16 protein-coding genes are annotated in these 17,905 nt (G+C 71.7%); 9 read left to right on the top strand and 7 right to left on the bottom strand.

Annotation, left to right across the window (positions count from 1 at the left end; translation table 11 throughout):
• Window positions 1-11: 11 nt before the first annotated feature.
• The 6 genes from ABZ452_RS27970 (at window position 12) to ABZ452_RS27945 (ending at window position 7,212) form a co-directional block, all read left to right on the top strand.
• The gene (locus ABZ452_RS27970; RefSeq protein WP_357949004.1) at window positions 12-1,550 is read left to right on the top strand and encodes a sugar ABC transporter ATP-binding protein; all 1,539 of its coding nucleotides are present in this window, start codon (window positions 12-14) and stop codon (window positions 1,548-1,550) included.
• Window positions 1,547-2,611 carry an ABC transporter permease gene (locus ABZ452_RS27965; protein ID WP_357949001.1) on the top strand — a complete coding sequence of 355 codons (1,065 nt, stop codon included), beginning with the start codon at window positions 1,547-1,549 and terminating at the stop codon, window positions 2,609-2,611. Before ABZ452_RS27970 ends, ABZ452_RS27965 begins: the two co-directional genes overlap by 4 nt.
• Window positions 2,612-2,634: 23 nt before the next feature.
• The gene (locus tag ABZ452_RS27960) at window positions 2,635-3,639 is read left to right on the top strand and encodes a substrate-binding domain-containing protein (RefSeq protein WP_357948998.1); all 1,005 of its coding nucleotides are present in this window, start codon (window positions 2,635-2,637) and stop codon (window positions 3,637-3,639) included.
• Window positions 3,640-3,740: 101 nt separating this feature from the next.
• Window positions 3,741-5,432 carry a family 43 glycosylhydrolase gene (locus ABZ452_RS27955; RefSeq protein WP_357948996.1) on the top strand — a complete coding sequence of 564 codons (1,692 nt, stop codon included), beginning with the start codon at window positions 3,741-3,743 and terminating at the stop codon, window positions 5,430-5,432.
• 150 nt (window positions 5,433-5,582) lie between these two features.
• Window positions 5,583-5,954, top strand: a complete 372-nt coding sequence (locus tag ABZ452_RS27950) for a YciI family protein (RefSeq protein WP_357948994.1) — start codon at window positions 5,583-5,585, stop codon at window positions 5,952-5,954.
• A gap of 43 nt (window positions 5,955-5,997) precedes the next feature.
• The gene (locus tag ABZ452_RS27945; protein ID WP_357948991.1) at window positions 5,998-7,212 is read left to right on the top strand and encodes a sigma-70 family RNA polymerase sigma factor; all 1,215 of its coding nucleotides are present in this window, start codon (window positions 5,998-6,000) and stop codon (window positions 7,210-7,212) included.
• A gap of 65 nt (window positions 7,213-7,277) precedes the next feature.
• Here the strand turns inward: ABZ452_RS27945 and ABZ452_RS27940 are convergent, their stop codons facing one another.
• A complete protein-coding gene (locus ABZ452_RS27940; RefSeq protein ID WP_357948988.1) occupies window positions 7,278-7,727 on the bottom strand; it encodes a DUF6069 family protein in 450 nt (149 codons plus the stop codon).
• A 151-nt stretch (window positions 7,728-7,878) separates the two neighbouring features.
• On the opposite strand from ABZ452_RS27940, the gene ABZ452_RS27935 reads away from it, so the two are divergent.
• On the top strand, window positions 7,879-8,166 hold the full coding sequence (locus tag ABZ452_RS27935) for a DUF2277 domain-containing protein (protein ID WP_357948985.1): 288 nt from the start codon (window positions 7,879-7,881) through the stop codon (window positions 8,164-8,166).
• A 100-nt stretch (window positions 8,167-8,266) separates the two neighbouring features.
• On the opposite strand, the gene ABZ452_RS27930 is transcribed toward ABZ452_RS27935, so the two are convergent.
• Window positions 8,267-9,211 carry an NADP-dependent oxidoreductase gene (locus ABZ452_RS27930; protein ID WP_357948982.1) on the bottom strand — a complete coding sequence of 315 codons (945 nt, stop codon included), beginning with the start codon at window positions 9,209-9,211 and terminating at the stop codon, window positions 8,267-8,269.
• A 68-nt stretch (window positions 9,212-9,279) separates the two neighbouring features.
• Window positions 9,280-9,558 carry a hypothetical protein gene (locus tag ABZ452_RS27925; protein ID WP_357948979.1) on the bottom strand — a complete coding sequence of 93 codons (279 nt, stop codon included), beginning with the start codon at window positions 9,556-9,558 and terminating at the stop codon, window positions 9,280-9,282.
• A 373-nt stretch (window positions 9,559-9,931) separates the two neighbouring features.
• Between ABZ452_RS27925 and ABZ452_RS27920 the strand changes: the two genes are divergently transcribed.
• The gene (locus ABZ452_RS27920) at window positions 9,932-10,384 is read left to right on the top strand and encodes a VOC family protein (RefSeq protein ID WP_357948977.1); all 453 of its coding nucleotides are present in this window, start codon (window positions 9,932-9,934) and stop codon (window positions 10,382-10,384) included.
• Window positions 10,385-10,557: 173 nt separating this feature from the next.
• Here the strand turns inward: ABZ452_RS27920 and ABZ452_RS27915 are convergent, their stop codons facing one another.
• The 4 genes from ABZ452_RS27915 to ABZ452_RS27900 form a co-directional block, all read right to left on the bottom strand.
• A complete protein-coding gene (locus ABZ452_RS27915) occupies window positions 10,558-11,982 on the bottom strand; it encodes a M1 family metallopeptidase (RefSeq protein ID WP_357948974.1) in 1,425 nt (474 codons plus the stop codon).
• 83 nt (window positions 11,983-12,065) lie between these two features.
• Window positions 12,066-13,058: an ROK family protein gene (locus ABZ452_RS27910; RefSeq protein ID WP_357948971.1), complete on the bottom strand. Its 993-nt coding sequence runs from the start codon at window positions 13,056-13,058 to the stop codon at window positions 12,066-12,068.
• Window positions 13,059-13,062: 4 nt separating this feature from the next.
• A complete protein-coding gene (locus ABZ452_RS27905; RefSeq protein ID WP_357948968.1) occupies window positions 13,063-14,532 on the bottom strand; it encodes a M81 family metallopeptidase in 1,470 nt (489 codons plus the stop codon).
• Window positions 14,533-14,544: 12 nt separating this feature from the next.
• Window positions 14,545-15,690, bottom strand: a complete 1,146-nt coding sequence (locus tag ABZ452_RS27900) for an ROK family transcriptional regulator (RefSeq protein WP_357948965.1) — start codon at window positions 15,688-15,690, stop codon at window positions 14,545-14,547.
• Window positions 15,691-15,978: 288 nt separating this feature from the next.
• Here ABZ452_RS27900 and ABZ452_RS27895 point away from each other — a divergent pair, with 288 nt between their 5' ends.
• Entirely contained in the window at window positions 15,979-17,784 is a 1,806-nt protein-coding gene (locus tag ABZ452_RS27895; RefSeq protein WP_357948962.1) for a peptide ABC transporter substrate-binding protein, read from the top strand.
• Window positions 17,785-17,905: the final 121 nt, after the last annotated feature.

Genomic DNA, 17,905 nt, shown 5'->3' with positions numbered 1-17,905 from the left:
AGAGGTGCCGCATGACAGAACGCCCGCTGGTCCGGATGACCGGCATCGGCAAGCGGTTCGGCGGTGTGCACGCCTGCCGCGACATCGACCTCACCGTCCGAGCGGGTGAGGTGCACGCGCTGCTCGGCGAGAACGGCGCCGGCAAGTCGACACTGATCAACATTCTCTCCGGCGTGATCACCGAGTACGACGGCGCCATCGAGGTCGAGGGGCGGCCCGTGACCTTCGGCGGCCCCGCCGGCGCCCAACGCGCCGGCATCGCCACCATCCACCAGGAGCTCGACCTGGTGGCCGGGCTCTCCATCGCGGAGAACATGTTCCTCGGGCGCGAGCCGCGCACCCGGGTGGGCACCGTCGACATCCGCCGGATGCGCCGGCAGGCCACCGACCACCTGCGTACGCTCGGCGCCGACCTCGACCCACGGCGGCTCGTCGGGTCGCTGCGCGTCGGCGAGCAGCAACTCGTCGAGATCGGCCGGGCGCTGTCGCTGGACGCACGGGTGCTGATCATGGACGAGCCGACCGCCGCGCTGGCGGACGCCGAGGTCGAACGTCTCTTCGCGACGATCGCGGAGCTGCGCCGGGCGGGCGTCGGCATCGTCTACATCTCGCACCGGATGGCGGAGATCGAGGTCATCGCGGACCGGGTCACCGTGCTGCGCAACGGCAGCGTCGCGGGCAGCGTCGACCCGAAGGCCGCCTCCCGCGACGACATCATCCAGCTGATGGTCGGCCGGTCGGTCGACGCGCTCTACGGAGAGGGGCGCAACGAGCCCGGGGACGTGCTGCTCGACGTCCGCGGACTCGCCGTGACGCCACGCCGGCCGACACCCGGGCGGACCGAGCCGGCCGGTGTCGACCTCACGGTGCGCTCCGGCGAGATCGTCGGACTCGCCGGGCTGATGGGCGCGGGCCGCACCGAACTGCTCGAGACGCTCTTCGGTGCCGCGGGCTCCGGCCGCCGCGCCGGCCAGGTGACGTTCGACGGCCGCCCGTACCGCCCGCACGGCCCACGGTCAGCCCTGGCCCGCGGGGTGGCGTTCGTCCCCGAGGACCGGCGTGGCGCCGGACTGATGCTCGAGCACTCGGTGACCGACAACGTCGTGCTCTCCGCGCTGTCGACACTGACGACGCTCGGCCTCGTCCGCCGGCAGGCGGTGAAGCGGACGGTGGCCGGGCAGCTCAGCGCCCTGGCGGTGAAGGCCGCCTCGCCCACGGTCCCGACCGCCACGCTCTCCGGCGGCAACCAGCAGAAGATCGTGTTCGCCAAGCAACTGCTGACGCGACCGCGGCTGCTGCTGCTCGACGAGCCGACCAGAGGCGTCGACATCGGGGCCAAGGCCGAGATCTACCGGCTGCTGCACCAACTCGCCGACACCGGCATGGCGATCCTGCTCGCCTCGTCCGAACTACCGGAGCTGCTCAGCCTCTGTGACCGGGTCGTCGTCCTGCACCGCGGTCGCACCGCGGCCGCGCTGCCCCGCGCGTCCGCCACCCAACAAGCGATCCTCGCCGCGGCCAACGGTGACGATGCCAAGGAGGCCCGATGAACTCGCCGACCCCCACCTCCGTCGCCGAAGCGCCGCGCGAGACACCGCCCCGCCGCCGGCCCATCCGGCTGCCGCGGGACCGGCACGCGATCGTCGACAGCTTCTTCCGGTTCCAGAGCCTGTTCGGCCTGGCCGCCGTCTTCATCATCGCGATCGCCGTGTCGCCCGTCCGCAACGGCGAGAGCGTCTTCCTCAGCTCCGGGAACCTCGCCAACATCGTCCGGGCGGTCTCGGAGATCGGCATCATCGCGGTCGGGATGACGTTCGTGATCCTGATCGGCGGGATCGACCTCTCCGTCGGGGCGGTGCTCGGGCTCGCCGCGGTCGGGTCGGCCACCCTCATGGTCGACAGCGGCATGGGCATCCTGCCGACGGTCCTGATCGTGCTGTTGATCGGCACCGCGTTCGGCGCCACCCAGGGTGCGATCGTCGCCCGGCTCGGCATCCAGTCGTTCATCGTCACCCTCGCCGGCCTGCAGGCGGCCCGGGGCATCGCCCGGATGTGGTCCGGCGGGCTGGGCATCCCCATCGCCTACGGTGACGGACCGCAGGAGGCCCCGGAGGCGTTCTCGACGCTGAGCGGATCGATCAACGGGATCCTCCCGGTGCCGGCACTGCTGTTCCTCGCCATCGGCGTCGGTGCGCTGCTGGTGCTGCGCACCACGGCCTTCGCCCGGCACGTCTACGCAATCGGCGGCAACGAGAAGGCCGCCCGGCTCTCCGGGGTGCCGGTGCGCCGCGTCCGCATCACCGTGTTCGCGATCGCCGGCCTGCTCGCCGCACTGGCCGGGATCATCCACGCCGGGCAGCTCAACCAGGGGAGCCCGAACGACGGCGCCGGCTACGAGCTGGACGCGATCGCGGCGGTCGTCATCGGCGGGACGAGCCTTGCCGGTGGCAGTGGATCCATGGGCGGCACCATCGCCGGCGCCCTGCTGCTCGGAATCCTCAACAACATCCTCGCCCTCAACAACATCGACGCGAACGTGCAGCTGGTCGTGAAGGGCCTGGTCATCGTGGCTGCCGCCGCGTTGCAGAAGCTACGTCCCCGCATCGCCTGACCCACCACCCAATGGAGGAAACCATGCGTTACGCCCGAAGAGCCGCCACGATCCTGGCGCTGGCCGCGCTCGTCGCCACCTCGGCGTGCAGCGTCGAGGACGACCCCGGCAGCGGCAGCTCCGATGCCTCGGCGAAGTGCGGCAGCGGCAAGGACTTCCTGATCGGCATGTCCCAGGCCAACAACGCCGAGCCGTACCGGCAGGTCATGAACGACGACGTGAGCAACGCCGCGAAGTCCGTGCCCGGTTTCAAGGTGGTCGTCTCGGACGCGGCTCAGGACAACAGCAAGCAGGTGGCCGACGTGGAGAACTTCCTCTCCCAGGGCATCAACCTGCTGATCATCTCGCCGAACGAGGCGAAGCCGCTGACCGCGGTGGTCAAGAAGGCGTACGACCAGGGGATCCCGGTCATCGTGCTGGACCGCAAGGTCGAGGGTGACGCCTACACGGCCTTCATCGGTGGCGACAACGTCGCGATCGGAAAGGCGGCGGGCGAGTACTACGCGAAGACGCTGCTGCCGCAGGGCGGCAAGGTCGTGGAGATCTCCGGCCTGCCCGGCTCCACCCCGGCCGCCGAGCGCGCCCAGGGCTTCCGGGAGGGCATCGCCAGCAACCCGAAGATCGAGATCGTGGCGAGCCAGACCGCCGAGTGGCTGCGGGAGAAGGGGCAGAGCGTCATGGACGCGATGCTCAAGGCCAACCCGAACATCGATGCGGTGTACGCGCACAACGACCCGATGGCGGAGGGCGCCTACCTGGCGGCGAAGGCGGCCGGCAAGGAAACGGCGATCAAGTTCACCGGGATCGACGCGCTGCCCGTCCCCTCGGGCGGCATCAAGGCCGTCGAGCAGGGCCGCCTCCAGGCGACGTTCCAGTACCCGACCGGCGGGCGTGAGGCGGTCGACCTGGCCAAGAAGATCCTCGTCGACTGCGCCAAGGACGTCCCGAAGACGACCACCCTCGGCACCCAGCAGATCACCAAGGAGAACGCCGCGGAGGTCTACACCACGCTCGGCGGCAAGCAGTAGGGCCCCGGCGCTGGTCCGCCGCCGGAGGCAGGCGGCGGACCCGCGCGCCAGGCGCCCGTCCCGCGCACCACCTCGCCACCCGTAGAGCTCTGGAGGAACGCATGCCCCGTTCACCGTCCCGCGTCGGTCGGCTGTCCGCGCTGCTCGCCCTCGCCCTGGGCCTGATCGTGGCCCCGGCGCCGGCCCGGGCCGCCGACACCGCCGCGCTGAGCAACCAGCCGTACGAGAACCGGTCCGTCCAGGTCACCGCCGGCGAGTTCGTGAACGTGTACGACCCCGGCGTCGGCGAGAACGAGCGCTGGTACTACAACGACCACACCATGGTGCGTGACCGAGCGACGGGCCGGTGGCACGTCTTCGCGATCACCCACGCCGAGCCGGCCAACCCGTTGGACGAGAAGTTCTTCGGCCATGCCACGGCGCCGTCACCCCGCGGCCCCTGGACGAAGCAGCCGTTCGCCCTGCAGGCCGACCCGAGCGCGGGGGAGACGCACATCTGGGCGCCGTACGTGCTGTTCCACGGCGGCACCTACTACATGTTCTACGCGGGCGGCACCGCCGATCACGAGGCGTACCGGATGCACCTCGCCACGTCCAGGGACCTGACGACCTGGACGCGGCACCCGGGCAACCCGCTCTTCACCGACGGCTTCGACGGCCGGGACCCGATGGTGACCCGGGTCGGCAACCAGTGGGTCATGTACTACACCGCCAACAGCACCCCGGCCGGTGGCCACCACATCGTCGCCTACCGCACGAGCCGTGACCTCGTGCACTGGAGCGACCGGCGGACGGCCTTCGAGCACCCGGCCACCGGCACCTTCGGCGGGCCGACCGAGTCGCCTTTCGTGGTGCACCACGACGGCTCGTGGTATCTCTTCGTCTGCTGCGAGAGCGGCTACCAGGACACCCGTGTGTACCGCAGCGAGGACCCGTTCCACTTCACGGTCGACCAGCTCGCCGGCCGGATCGAGGCGCACGCCGCCGAAGTGGTCAAGGACGACTCCGGCACCGGTCAGTGGTACGTCACGGGCGCCGGCTGGGGGCAGGGCGGGCTCTGGCTGGCGCCGCTGAACTGGCGTACGCCGGTGGTGACGAAGGGGCGGCTCGTCAGCACGCCCTACTACCGCGCCGTCGTGCAGACGGCGCCCGAGTCCCGGCTGGTTTCCTACGAGGCCGACCCGACCGGCCGGGGCGCGTACCGCCCCGTGACGGATTCGTCGTTCCGTTCCACGGCGCCCTACCTCGCGGTCGGGACCTTCGGGCCCACCGACACGGCAGGCCCCGCCCGGAACGTGACCGTGTCGGCCGACGGCACGGACCTGCTCCTGGCCGGCATCCCGCTCGGCGACGAGCCGGTGACCGTCGACTGGCGCTTCCGGTTCGCACCGGCCACGGTGGACGTCGACCTCCTCTGGCACGTCACCGGCCCGACCAGCGCGCCGGTCTGGGAGGCCGCCTGGAATCTCGACTCGACCCTGCCCCGGCTCGCGGACCCCGCCGGCGCCGATCGCGACGGGGACGCGGCAGGCTTCACCCCGTGGGTGCTCGCCACGGACGACGCCATGACGTTGGCGGTCGCGTACCGGGCCGGGTCGGCCTGGAGCGAGGACAACCGGTGGTTCAACCGGCCGAGCGGCTCCGTCGCCTGGCAGCCGCTGTGGCAGCCGGGTGGGCGGTCACTGCCGGTGGGCGACCTCACGGGCGGGACCTGGCGTATCGGCGTGAGCGGCGCGCCCGCCGACACCGGGTTCGCACAGGCCCTGGCGGCCTCGCTCAACGGCGCGGCGTAGCCTCCGGCCCCGCGGCCGGCCACCGGAGCAGGTGGCCGGCCGCGGGAAGTCGCGGCAAAGATTCTCCGGGGCCGCGTCGATCCGCGGTCCGCTCGTTCGACATTAGGGTGCGAGGGCCGAGAGGCGGCCCCGCCGGACGAGGAGAACGCGATGCCGAAGTACCTGCTGATCATGCGGGGCACCGACGAGTCCAACGCGGCCATGATGGCCAACATCGACGAGATGATGACCACGACCCGCCAGTTCATCGAGGAGATGGTCAAGGCCGGCGTTCTCCTCGCGGCCGAAGGGCTGGACGATCCGGGCCAGGGCGTCGTGGTCGACTTCAGCGGCGAGGTCCCGGTGGTCACGGACGGGCCGTACGGGGAGACCAAGGAACTGTTCGGGGGCTTCTTCCTGCTCGACGTCGCCTCGAAGCAGGAGGCGGTCGAGTGGGCCAAGCGGGTGCCGGCGGCTCCCGGGGCCAAGATCGAGGTCCGGCGGGTGCCCGGGAGCGACGAGGTCCCGCAGGTCGGCGAGTGACCGCCGAGGACCGGGCCGGGCGCGAGAGCAACGGCCAGAGCTGATGGCTACGGCCGATGTCGAGGCCGTCTGGCGGATCGAGTCGGCGCGCATCGTCGCCGCGCTGACCCGGCTCACCGGCGATTTCGGGCTGGCCGAGGACGCGGCCCAGGAGGCGGTGGCGGAGGCGCTGGTGTCGTGGCCGCTCGCCGCTCCGGGGAATCCGGCGGGCTGGCTGATGGCCACGGCCCGGCGGCGGGCCATCGACGCGATCCGCCGCCGGGCCGCCCTCCAGGACCGGTACGCCCTGCTGGCGGCCGACCCCGCGGTCGACGAGGAAGTCGACCCCGACAAGATCGACGACGACGTCCTGGCGCTGATGTTCGTCAGCTGCCACCCGGTGCTCTCCGCGGAGGCCCGGGTGGCGCTGACCCTGCGCGTGGTCGGCGGCCTGTCCAGCGAGGAGATCGCCCGCGCGTTTCTCGTACCCGTGCCGACCGTGCAGGCCCGCATCACCCGGGCCAAGAAGACGATCGCGGCGGCCCGGGTGCCGTTCGAGCTGCCGCCGGCGGACGAGCGCCGGGAGCGGCTGGCCGGCGTGCTCAGCGTCCTCTACGTGATCTTCACTGAGGGGTCGACGGCCACGTCGGGCGACCGGTTGCTACGCCCCGACGTCGCGTACGAGGCGATCCGGCTGGCCCGCACGCTGGCCGCGCTGCAACCGGACGAGCCGGAGGTGCACGGCCTGCTCGCCCTGTTCGAGCTGACGGCCGCGCGCTTCCCGGCCCGGACCGCCCCGGACGGCTCGCCGGTCCTGCTCGAGGACCAGGACCGGCGACGGTGGGACCTCTCGGCGATCCGCCGTGGGCTGGCCGCGCTGGCCAAGGCCTCGGCTCGCGGCCTCGGCCCCTACGGCCTGCAGGCCGCGATCGCGGCCACCCACGCGGCGGCGCCCTCGGTCGAGGCGACCGACTGGGACCGGATCGTGGTGCTCTACGAGGCGCTCGGCCGGGTCGCGCCCTCGCCGGTGGTCGAGCTCAACCGGGCCGTCGCGGTGGCCATGGCCACGGGCCCGGCGCAGGCCCTGGCGATCGTGGACGAGCTGATCGCCTCGGACCGGCTCTCCGGTTCGCATCTGGTTCCGACCGTACGCGGTGAGCTGCTGGCCCGGCTCGGCCGGCGGCCGGAGGCGCGCGCCGAACTGGAGCTGGCGGCCCGGTTGTGCGCCAACCAGCGCGAACGCTCAGTGCTGCTGCGCAAGGCCGCCACGCTGACCTGACTTCACCGGCTCGGCCCGCCGGTACCCGGGCGCGGCCCCGGGGTCGGCCGTGCCCAGGTGCTCGGTCAGGCCCGGGTGGCAGCAACAGGTCCGGCGGGCAGGCGGCGCGCGACAGCGGGGATCACGATCGCGGCCGCGACCAGGTGGGTGAGCATCAGCAGCACCTTGGTGATCGCCCCGGCGTCGGCGATCACGTCCGGCACCAGCGACAGAACCGTCAGCACCACCGTCGTGCGGACGAAGGTGCGCCGCGGACGCCGGGCGAAACGGGACAACAGCGCCGCGATGACCACGCCGACCAGCGAGAACACAGCGGTCAGCACGCCGAACCCCGCCACCGGAATCGGGGCGCCGGCCAGATCGAGGCTGACCCCTGCCGCGTGGCCGGCGGCGGCGACGGCCATGGTGGCGGCGCTCGCGGCAACCGCGGCGATGACACCGGTCCGGATCAGCGCACCGAAGGTCGACGTGGTGGCGTGGGTCGTGTTCGCAGTGGTGGTCATCGTGCCCTCCATCGGGTGAATGGACCGGCTCGGTGCCGGGCCCTCACCAGGACGACGAAGAGGACCAACTCCAATCGACAAGCAGGCCCATATTTTTTTCCGGGACATTCGCCTCCGGCTACGCCGGCCCGCCCCGGGCCCTCGGGCCTGGCATTGTAGGGGGATGTGCAGGAACATTCGGGTGCTCCACAACTTCGAACCGCCCGTGACCGACGACGAGATCGAAGCCGCCGCCATCCAGTACGTGCGCAAGGTCAGCGGCACGACACGGCCGTCCGCGGCCAACGAGGAGGCGTTCGGGGAGGCGGTCCGCGCTGTGACGGCGGCCACCCGAACCCTGCTGGACAGCCTCGTGACGAAGGCGCCGCCCCGCGACCGCGAGGTGGAGGCCGCGAAGGCCAGGGCGCGCGCCGCCGAACGGTATGGTCCTCGAGGGGCAACGGCGGGCTGACGGCGCCCGATCTGGCCCGCTCCGGACGGCGCTTCCGGGTCGCCGGGCATCCGCTGACCACGCGGCCCGTACCGGCGATCAGCGAGCCGCTGGCACGCGCTCACTGATCAGCGTGCTGCGCTCCCGCTTCGTCCGTGACCTGGATGATCGTCTTGCCGGGCGTGCGGTGGCGGCGGGTGAAGGCGGAGGGCGTCTCGTCAAGCGGTCGCACGGCGCCGACGATGGGGTTGAGCCGTCCGGTCCGCACGCGCTGGGCGAGGTCGGTCAGCCGGGCGCGATCAGGTTCGACGACGAAGAAGATGGCTCGCCCGTCCTGGGGCTGCACGGTGGGTGGCGCGGCGATGGTGACGACGGTGCCGCCCGGCCGTACCAGTTCGGTCGACCGGTCGAGGATGTCGCCGCCGATGACGTCGAGCACCACGTCGACCTCGCCGGCCTGCCGCAGATCGTCGGCGTCCAGGTCGAGGAAGGTCTGCGCGCCGAGGCGGAGCGCGACATCACGGTCGGCGGCCCGGCCGGTGCCGATCACGCGGGCGCCGACCTCCCGGGCGAGTTGGACGGCGATCGAGCCGACGCCGCCCGCAGCGCCGTGAATGAGGACGGTCTGTCCGGTCGTGAGATGGGCGTGGTCGAACAGTCCCTGCCACGCGGTCAGCCCGGAGATGGGCAGCGCCGCGGCCACGGTGTGCTCGATGTCGGCCGCGAGAGGGGCGAGGTTGCGGGCCTCCACCGCGGTGAATTCGGCCAGGGAGCCGTCGCGGGCCCAGTCGGTCAGCCCGAACACGCGCTGGCCCACGGTGAGGCCGGTGGTTCCGTAGCCGAGTTCGGCCACCACGCCGGACAGCTCGTGGCCGGGGATGGTGGGTGTCCGGTCGCGGCCGGCGCGGTCCGACCACGTTGCCGGCCAGTCGAGCTCGCCGGGGGTGAAGCCCGCGGCGTGCACGTGCACGATGACGTCGTTCTCCGCAGCGTGGGGGTAGGGCATGTCGGTCAGGGTGAGCCCGCCGACACCCGCGTCACGGTCTCGCACGGTGATCGCTCGCATGCTCGGATCCTCTCAAGAGCGGGTGACGGTATGGGCTGGTTTGTGGGGGTCCGCAAGGTCGGATCTGATCAGCTTGGCCAGGGCGAACGGACGATGCGCTCGACCGTTGTCACGCGCTGGAAGCCGGGGATGAAGTGTTCGAGCACGTCGGAGTTCACGGTGCCGTTCGTGGTGTCGGGTCGGTTCTTCAGCCCGTCGGCGTAGGTGCGCAGGAACTCGTTCTTGAAATCCCCTCGTGGATGGACGGCGAGGATCGCGGCCAGCTGATCGTCTTCCAGTCCGTTTAGGCCGAGGCCGAGCACGTCGGTCAGGACACCGAGGTACGTGGTCGCCGTTTCCGGGGCCATCCGGTCGGGGATGCCCGGCGTGGTGTGCAGCGCGATCGCCGTCCAGACGGTCTCGGCGGCGGCCGTCGAGAAACCCCGGTCCAGGAGGAACTTGCGCGCGTGGTCGGCGCCATCGACTTCGAAGCGCTGCTCGACGTCGCTTCGGCGACCGCGGCTGTCTCAGGAATCGCCAACCCCGCGATGACCTCTGGCATGATCTCCGACCCTCCGGCGATTGTGTGCGGACCACGTTTCCGCGCTCCATGCTGCCCACCGATCGTCGTACGGCGCCGCCTTCGTCCGGCCGGGATGACGTGATTTCAGCGAGAGTGGGAAGTGGTGGAGTCGGCAGGACTGGGGAGACGCTGCCGGCGATGTCCGGCATGCTGTGGGCATGACCGAGGAACTGAAAGATCGTTCCGCCCCGTCCGGCGACACGGTGGCCGCTGCGCCGCCAGTGATCTCCGTGATGTTGATCGTCTCCGATGCCGACGCCGCGGTCGCCTGGTACAAGACGGCACTGGGCGCCACGGAGCTGTGGAACCTTGGTGGCGTGGCCGGCCTTGAGATCAGCGGCGCCCCCTTCTTCCTCCACCAGGTCGATCCCCAGAACGCCACCGAGACCAGCCCCGGCCAGGCGGGGGTCACGAGCACCCGCATCGAGGTGTTCGTCGATGACCCCGACACCTTCATCGAGCGCGCCGTCACGGCCGGCGCAGTCGCCGGAGCGGCAATCGAGGATCACCGCGTGCCCTGGGGGACGCACCGTCAAGGTGGCTTCACGGACCCGTTCGGCCACAACTGGTCCGTGGGCGACAGGTCACCCCTGGGCTCGTTCCCACGCTGATCGGGCCCTACGAGAGCATGCGCCGGGTCTTCGCCGGGAAGCAGTCGATGAGCCCCGCCGCCCACCGGCGCCGGTTCAGCACGGCCCGCCGCACCAGCGCGGGGTAGTGCTCCCACCGGCCCGAGGCGTCGGTGGGTCTCGCGACAGGAAGCGGTCGCGAGACCCCGCCGACGTCACCAGGTCGTGGGCTTGCCCTTCTGGAACAGCCACACGTCGAAGAAGGCATCGAGGTTCTGCCCGGATTCCCGCTCCGCGAGAGCGACAAAGTCGGCCGTCGCGGCGTGGCCGTACCGGTGGCTGGCCGCCCACGTCCGCAGGATGCGGAAGAAGGTGGCGTCGCCGACCTTGCCCCGCAACGCGTGCAGCGTCATCGCCCCCCGGTTGTACGGGATGTTGCTGAACATGTCCTCGGGGCCCGGGTCGGCGAGGACGATCTGCCAGAACGACGACGAGGCGGCCCGGCCGTAGTTGCTGCCGCTGTTGAAGGTCTGGCTGACCGACGCGCCGCCGTTGTACTCCGTGTACATCCACTGGGCGTAGGTGGCGAAGCCCTCGTTGAGCCAGATGTCCGACCAGCGCCGCGGGGAGACGCTGTCGCCGTACCACTGGTGCGCCAGCTCGTGCGCCATGGTGCCGACGCTCGCCGCGCTGGAGAAGATCGGCTTGGTCTGGGTCTCCAGGGCATAGCCCACGTCGGGGGCCCGGTCGATGATCGCACCGGTCGAGGCGAACGGGTACGGGCCGAACGTCGAGGAGAAGAAGTCGATCATCTTGGGGATCTGCGCGACCGCGGCGGCGGACCCGGCGACCTGCCGCGGGTCGACGGCGACGTACACGGGGATCCCGCTCGGCGTGGTCGACTCGGTGACCACGAACCTGCCGATGGTGATCGTCGCCAGGTAGGTGGCCATCGGCTCGGTCGAGTCCCACGTGAAGGTGGTCCAGCCGTCCCGGGTCTCCTGGGACAGGAGCTGGCCGTTGCCGACGGCCGTGAGCCCCTCCGGCACCGTCGCGGTGAACCGGAAGGTGGCCTTGTCGGTCGGGTGGTCGTTGGTGGGCAGCCAGGCCGGCGTGCCCTGCGGCTCACCGACGACGAAGGCCCCGTCGTCGGTGGGCACCCAGCCTTCGATCGACCCGTCCGGGTCGGTGATCGGACCCGGTACGCCGGCGTACCGCACCACCACGGTGAAGGCCTGCCCGGTCTTGAGCTTCGGGCGGGGCGTGACGACCAGCTCCTGCCCGTTGCGGGTGAAGCCGTGCGCGTGCCCGTTGACCGTCAGCGACGAGATCTCCGGGCCACGGAAGTCCAGGTTGAACCGGTCGAGATCCTGCGTGGCGACAGCGGTGATGGTGGCGGTGGCGGCCATGAACCGGGTGGCCGGGTCGTAGGAGAAGGTGAGGTCGTAGTGCTGGACGTCGTATCCGCCGTTGCCCTCGTCCGGGAAGTACGGGTCGCCGACGCTCGCCGCACCGGCCGAGTAGCGAGGGGCTCCCGGGTTGCCGGGTGCTGCGCCGGCCGCGTCCGGCGCCACCACCGATCCGACAGCCACCAGGGCGACTGTGGCGAGCGCGGCACCGCGCAGGCGTGGGACTGTCATGTGGATCCTCTCCCTTGGACGGCCGTGGCTTCGCCGGCCGCCAGCTGCGTACGCCCAATCCACTCGCACCCGGACGGGCATCGTCAAGGTCTTGAGGCCACTCCACCCTTGTCCTGATCGTGGTCACCGAGGGCCGGTGCGCCCCAGCCGTCGGGAACGGACAGTCCGGCGAGCCGTCGGGCCAGGATGGCGGCGCCGATCTGCGCGGCCTGCGGGCCGAAGGCGGAGCGCAGCACCGGGGGCGGGGTACGCCAGGCGAGGGCCGCGCGCAGGGCGTCGCGTACCGGGTCGAAGAACAGCGCGCCCGCGTCCGCCAGCCCGCCGCCGAGAACGATGCGGGCCGGGTCGAGGGTCAGGGTGAGGGTGGCCAGGGCGATCCCCAGCGCCTGGGTCGCGTCGTTCCAGACGGCGGCGGCGACCGGATCGGTGGCCACCGCGTCGGCGATGGCCCGGCTGTCGGAGTCCGGGGTTCCGCCGAGTCGGGCATAGCGGCGGGCCAGCCCGCCGGCGGAGGCGTAGACCTCCAGGCATCCCCGCTGCCCGCAACTGCACGGCTCCCCACCGGGGTGGACCGGCATGTGGCCGACCTCGCCGGCCGAGCCGGTCGCGCCGGGCACCGGCTCGCCGTGCACCACCACCGCCGCGGCGATGCCGGTGCCCAGCGGAAGCAGCAGGAAGTTGTCCAGCCCACGGGCCGCCCCGGCCACCGCCTCGGCGACGCCGGCCGCCCGCGCGTCGTGCCCGACCGCCACCGGGAGCCCGAGGTCGTCCCCGACGAGGGTGCGGAGCGGCACGTCGCGGAACCGGAGGTTGGCCGCGTACCGCACCACCCCGTTCGTCTCGTCGACGAGGCCCGGCGTGACCACGCCGATCGCGGCGGGCGCGGCGCCGAGGCCGAGCGCGTCGTCGCGCAGCTGCAGGCACAGGGAGCGGACCGCCTTGACCGGGTCGTCGTCCGCGCACGACGGCACGGTCAGGGTGTGCCGGCGCCGGCCGTCCTCGCCGACCACCGCCCCCTTGATGGTCGTTCCGCCGACGTCGACGGCGAGGACGCACTGGTCTTCGGGCTGGGTCACGCGATCACCCGGTCACCACGGCGAGGTCCGCCGTGAAGTCGCGGTCCAGGGGAAACACCGGTCGCACCACGTTCTGGTACGGCAGCCGCGCGAGGTCCTGGTCGACGCCGCCCGGCGTCAGGGCGAGCAGCCAGTCTCCGGCCGCGTCGAACAGTTCGGGTTCGAGATAGCCGATCTTCACCACGACGAGATCCATCTCGTCGACCTTGATGCCCAGCCGTGCGTAGGAGTCCAGCAGGCGGTACTGCATCCGGCGGGAGGTGACGAGGACGCTGAGCCCGCCGACCCGTACGCTGACGCACCGCCCGCCGTCGGGATCGTCGGCGACCGCCTCCAGGATCCCGTCGAGCGGGAGCGGCCCCGGGTCCCGGGGGTCGATCCGTCCACCGACGGTCACCCGGACCGGCGAGCCGAGCGGCTGGTCGGCGATCTGCGCCACGGCCTGCGGGTCGACCAGCGAGGCGAACACGGCACGACGGGAGCCGCCGCGGATCTCGGGGCGGGCCAGCATCCGTTCGGGGGCGAAGGTGACGTCGTCGGCGCCGCCGGCGCCCGGGTTGTCGCCGGAGTCGCTGATGAAGAACGGCCGCCGGGCCGGATCGGCGACCGCGGCCAGGGCGGTGTCGAGGCACTCGTCCATCGAGCCGCTGGGGGCGACGAAGGCGAACTCGTCGCGGGCCGCCCAGAAGTGCCCGCCCAGCTCGCGGGCCGCCTCGGTGGTGGCGGTGGCGTCGGTGCCGGTGACGACGACCGCGCCGCGGCAGCGCGGCTGGTCGGCCCAGGCGAACCCGATCCAGATCGCCGCGTCGACGACGCCGTCGCGGGCCTCGACCTCACCGATCCGCGCGTAGAGTCCCCGGGCCGGCTCCTCGCGGGTGCTGGTCATCTCGCCCGGCAGCAGGATCGGCACGTGGACCAGCGCCTTGTGCGGGCGCTGCCGCCGGCGCAGCGCCTCGACCAGGTTCCGGGCGGCGCGCTCGCGGGTCTCCCACACGTCGACGTGCGGGGCGGTGCGGTAGCAGGTGAGCAGGTCGCAGGCGTCGAAGAGCACCTGCGAGACGTTGCCGTGCAGGTCCATCGCCGCGGAGACGAACGGCTCCGGCCCGATGACCGACCGGATGGCGGTGACGAGGTCGCCCTCCGCGTCGTCGCTCCCGACGACGGTCATGGCGCCGTGGATGTCCAGCAGCATGCCGTCCAGGGGGCCGGCCGCAGCCAGCTTCTCCACCAGCTCGGTGGCCCAGGCCTCGTACGTCGCCGGGTCCACCGCCCCGCCGGGCAGGGCCCGGGCGTGCACGAGCGGGATCCACTCGACGTCGGCGGCCCAGGGCTGGGCGGGGGAGAGCCAGTCGTAGCGCGCCAGCAGCGCGTCGCCCCGGGTGACCTCGAAGTCGTCGGCGGTGCTCAGGTGCGGCGAGAAGGTGCTGGACTCGATGTGGATGCCGCCGATGGCGACGCGGAGGGGACGGGGCACGGGTGTTGCTCCTCAGGAGGGTCGTACGTCGGTCGTCGTGCGCAGCAGGTGCCCGAGGCCGACCAGGGCCGCGTCCGGGCCCGCGACGCTGGCTTCGATGGTCAGGGACTGGGTCATGGACGGCAGGCAGCGCTCGTAGAGCATCCCCCGGGTCGCGGCCACGTAGACGTCCAGGCTGGACAGTGCGCCGCCGATGACGACGGCGTCGGGGTTGAGGAAGTTGACCAGGCCGGAGAGGGCGACGCCGAGCAGCCGGCCGGCGTGGCGGACCATGGTCACCACGGTCGGGTCGGCGTCGCTGACGGCGGTCACGATCTCCCGGATCGTGGTCGCCGACGAGCCCTGCTCGGCCAGCTGGCGGGCCAGGGCGGCGCCGCTGGCGACGGTCTCCAGGCAGCCCCGGCTGCCACACGAACACTCCCGCTCGCCGCTGTCCGCCACCCGGACGTGGGTGACGTCGCCGCTGAGGCCGCGCCCGCCCCGGTAGATCTGACCGCCACTGACCAGGCAGGCGCCGATGCCGGTGCCGGCCTTGACGTAGATCATGTCGCCGAACTCGTCGCGGCGGGTGACGTACTCGCCGATCGCCGCCGCCTTGGCGTCGTTGTCGACGACCACCGGCACCGGGAAGCGCTCGGCGAGGCGGGCCCTCGCGTCGACGCCACTCCAGCCGGGCATCCGGGCCGGGCCGATCAGCCGCCCGCCGGGGAACTCGACCGGCCCCGGCAGGGCCACGCCGACGCCGAGCACCTCCTGGCCGGCCGCGGTCGCCGCCCGGAGCCGGTCGACCGTCGCCGCGACGACCTCGAACACCTCCGCCGGCCCGGCGGCGATGTCGATGGCCACCTCCTCGGTGGTGCGCAGCCCTCCGTCGGGCGCGCACAACCCCACCCGGGCGTGCCTGCCGCCCAGCTCCGCGACGGCGAGGATCCCCTTGGTCTCCCGCAGGCGCAGGATCCGGGGGCGTCGTCCCCCGGTGGACCGGCCCACCCCCTCCTCGAGGATGACGCCCTCCTCCAGCAGCCGGCGTACCACGCTCGTGACGGTCGAGGGGGCGACCTGCAACGCCTCGATGAGGTCGGCGCGCGAGGTGACCGTGCCGCTGGCCAGCAGGCTCAGGGTCTGGTCTCGCAGCGTGGCGGAGATCGATGGTTCCAAGGGTGCCTCTCCTTGTTCGGGCGGTCCTCCGGCGCCGCCTCAGTGTCGCAGTGCCCGGCAGGGTGCGCGCCGGAGCCCACGCGAAGAGTTTCGGTCGATGCTTCGCCGACTTAGATCGTACCCTGGCCGAAGTAGCCGAATAAAGAGGGTAAGTTTCGTTGACTCCACACTTCGGCCCGGATACATTCTCCGCGTCGAACGTCGAGGAGCAGCACCAGGCGGCCGAACTCGTGGCACCGCCGGTAGCGCCCGGAGACGCGGGGCAGTGCACATCAATCGAGGAGATTCATGAGGAGCAGATTTCCCCGGCGAGCCCTCCGCGGCGCGGTGGCGGTAGCCAGCGCGGTCGCCCTCGGGGCGGGTCTGGTCGCCTGCGGTGGTGGCAGCGGTTCATCGAAGGAGGGCGGGAGTCAGGGCAAGGACACCGTGACCGTCGCCTTCCGTACCCCGAACTGGATCCTGCCGATCTCGGCGCCCGGCTTCACCCAGGGCGAGAACGCCATCTTCGGCCAGGCGCTGTACCGGTCCCTCTACCAGTACAAGCTGGACGGTTCGGCGCAGTACAACATCGACCCGCAGCGCTCGATGGCCGAGGCGCCGGTGGTGAGTGACGGCGGCCGGACGCTGACCATCACGCTGAAGGACAACACCTGGTCCGACGGCAAGCCGGTCACCACCAGGGACATCCAGTTCTGGTACGACCTGGTCCGGGCGAACAAGGACAAGTGGGCGTCCTACCGGCCCGGCGGTCTGCCGGACAACATCGCGCAGTGGTCGGTCAAGGACGACAAGACCTTCTCGATCACCACCACCAAGGTCTTCAACACCGCGTGGTTCGTCGACAACCAGCTCAACAAGATCACCCCGATGCCGCAGCACGCCTGGGACCGGGACTCCGCCACCGCGGCCGTGAGCGACCTGGCCAGCACGCCGGAGGGCGCCAAGAAGGTCTTCGACTTCCTCACCACGGCCGCCAAGGACCCCAAGACCTACGACTCGAACGAGCTGTGGAAGGTCACCAGCGGCCCCTGGAAGCTGGCGAAGTACGTGCCGAACGGCGAGGTCACCCTCGCCGCCCAGCCCAACTACTCCGGTGTGGACAAGCCGAAGCTCGCCAAGGTCGTGCTCCGGCCGTTCACCGGCGACGACGCCGAGTTCAACGTGCTGCGCGCCGGTGACATCGACTACGGGTACGTGCCCGCGGCCAACCTCTCCCAGGAGGGCTACCTCAAGTCCAAGGGCTACACGGTCTCTCCCTGGTACGGCTGGTCCGTCACCTACCTGCAGCTGAACTTCAACAACCCGAAGACCGGGGTGCTGTTCAAGCAGCCGTACCTGCGGCAGTCGCTGCAGATGCTCATCGACCAGCCGACGATCAGCAAGGTGATCTGGTCCGGCACGGCCGCGCCGACCTGCGGCCCGGTGCCGGCCAAGCCGGGCACCAACGGCGCCGACGCCGCCGGCTGCGCGTACTCCTTCGACCCGGCCAAGGCGAAGGAACTGCTGGAGAGCCACGGCTGGAAGGTGACCCCGGACGGGCAGACCACCTGCCAGACGCCGGGCACCGGGCCGAACCAGTGCGGCGACGGCATCGCCGCCGGCGCGGCGCTGAACCTCACCGTGACCAGCCAGACCGGCTTCGCGGCCACGACGAAGATGTTCGCCGAGATCAAGTCGCAGATGTCCAAGCTGGGCATCCAGCTGACCATCAAGGAGGTGCCCGACTCGGTCGCGGTCACCCCGGCGTGCAAGCCGACGGATGCCACCTGCTCGTGGGACATGTCCTTCTTCGGCTCGCAGGGCAGCTGGTACTACCCGGCCTTCGCCAGCGGCGAGCGGCTCTTCGCCACCGGCGCCCCGGTGAACCTGGGCAGCTACAGCAACCCGGACGCCGACAAGCTCATCGAGGCCACGCAGTTCTCCGGCGACGAGAGCGCGCTCAAGGCGTACAACGACTTGCTCGCCAAGGACCTGCCGGTGCTCTGGATGCCGAACCCGGTGTTCCAGGTCTCGGCGTACCGGTCCGGCCTGCAGGGGGTCGAGCCGCAGGACCCGATGAACTTCATGTACTTCCAGGACTGGTCCTGGAAGTGACCGATCGCTGATCGTCCCGGCCCCGGCGGCGCGCACCCCGCCCCCCGGGGCCCCCCCCCGGCGCTGGGGCCGGCCCCGGCGGTCGGGTGCTCAAAACCCCCGTGGGGCCGGGCCGCCGGGT

This window comes from Micromonospora sp. NPDC005707, assembly GCF_040631005.1.
Lineage (GTDB): Bacteria > Actinomycetota > Actinomycetes > Mycobacteriales > Micromonosporaceae > Micromonospora.
The sequence above is the reverse complement of the archived record's forward strand: the minus strand, read 5'-3'. Positions and strand labels throughout refer to the sequence as shown.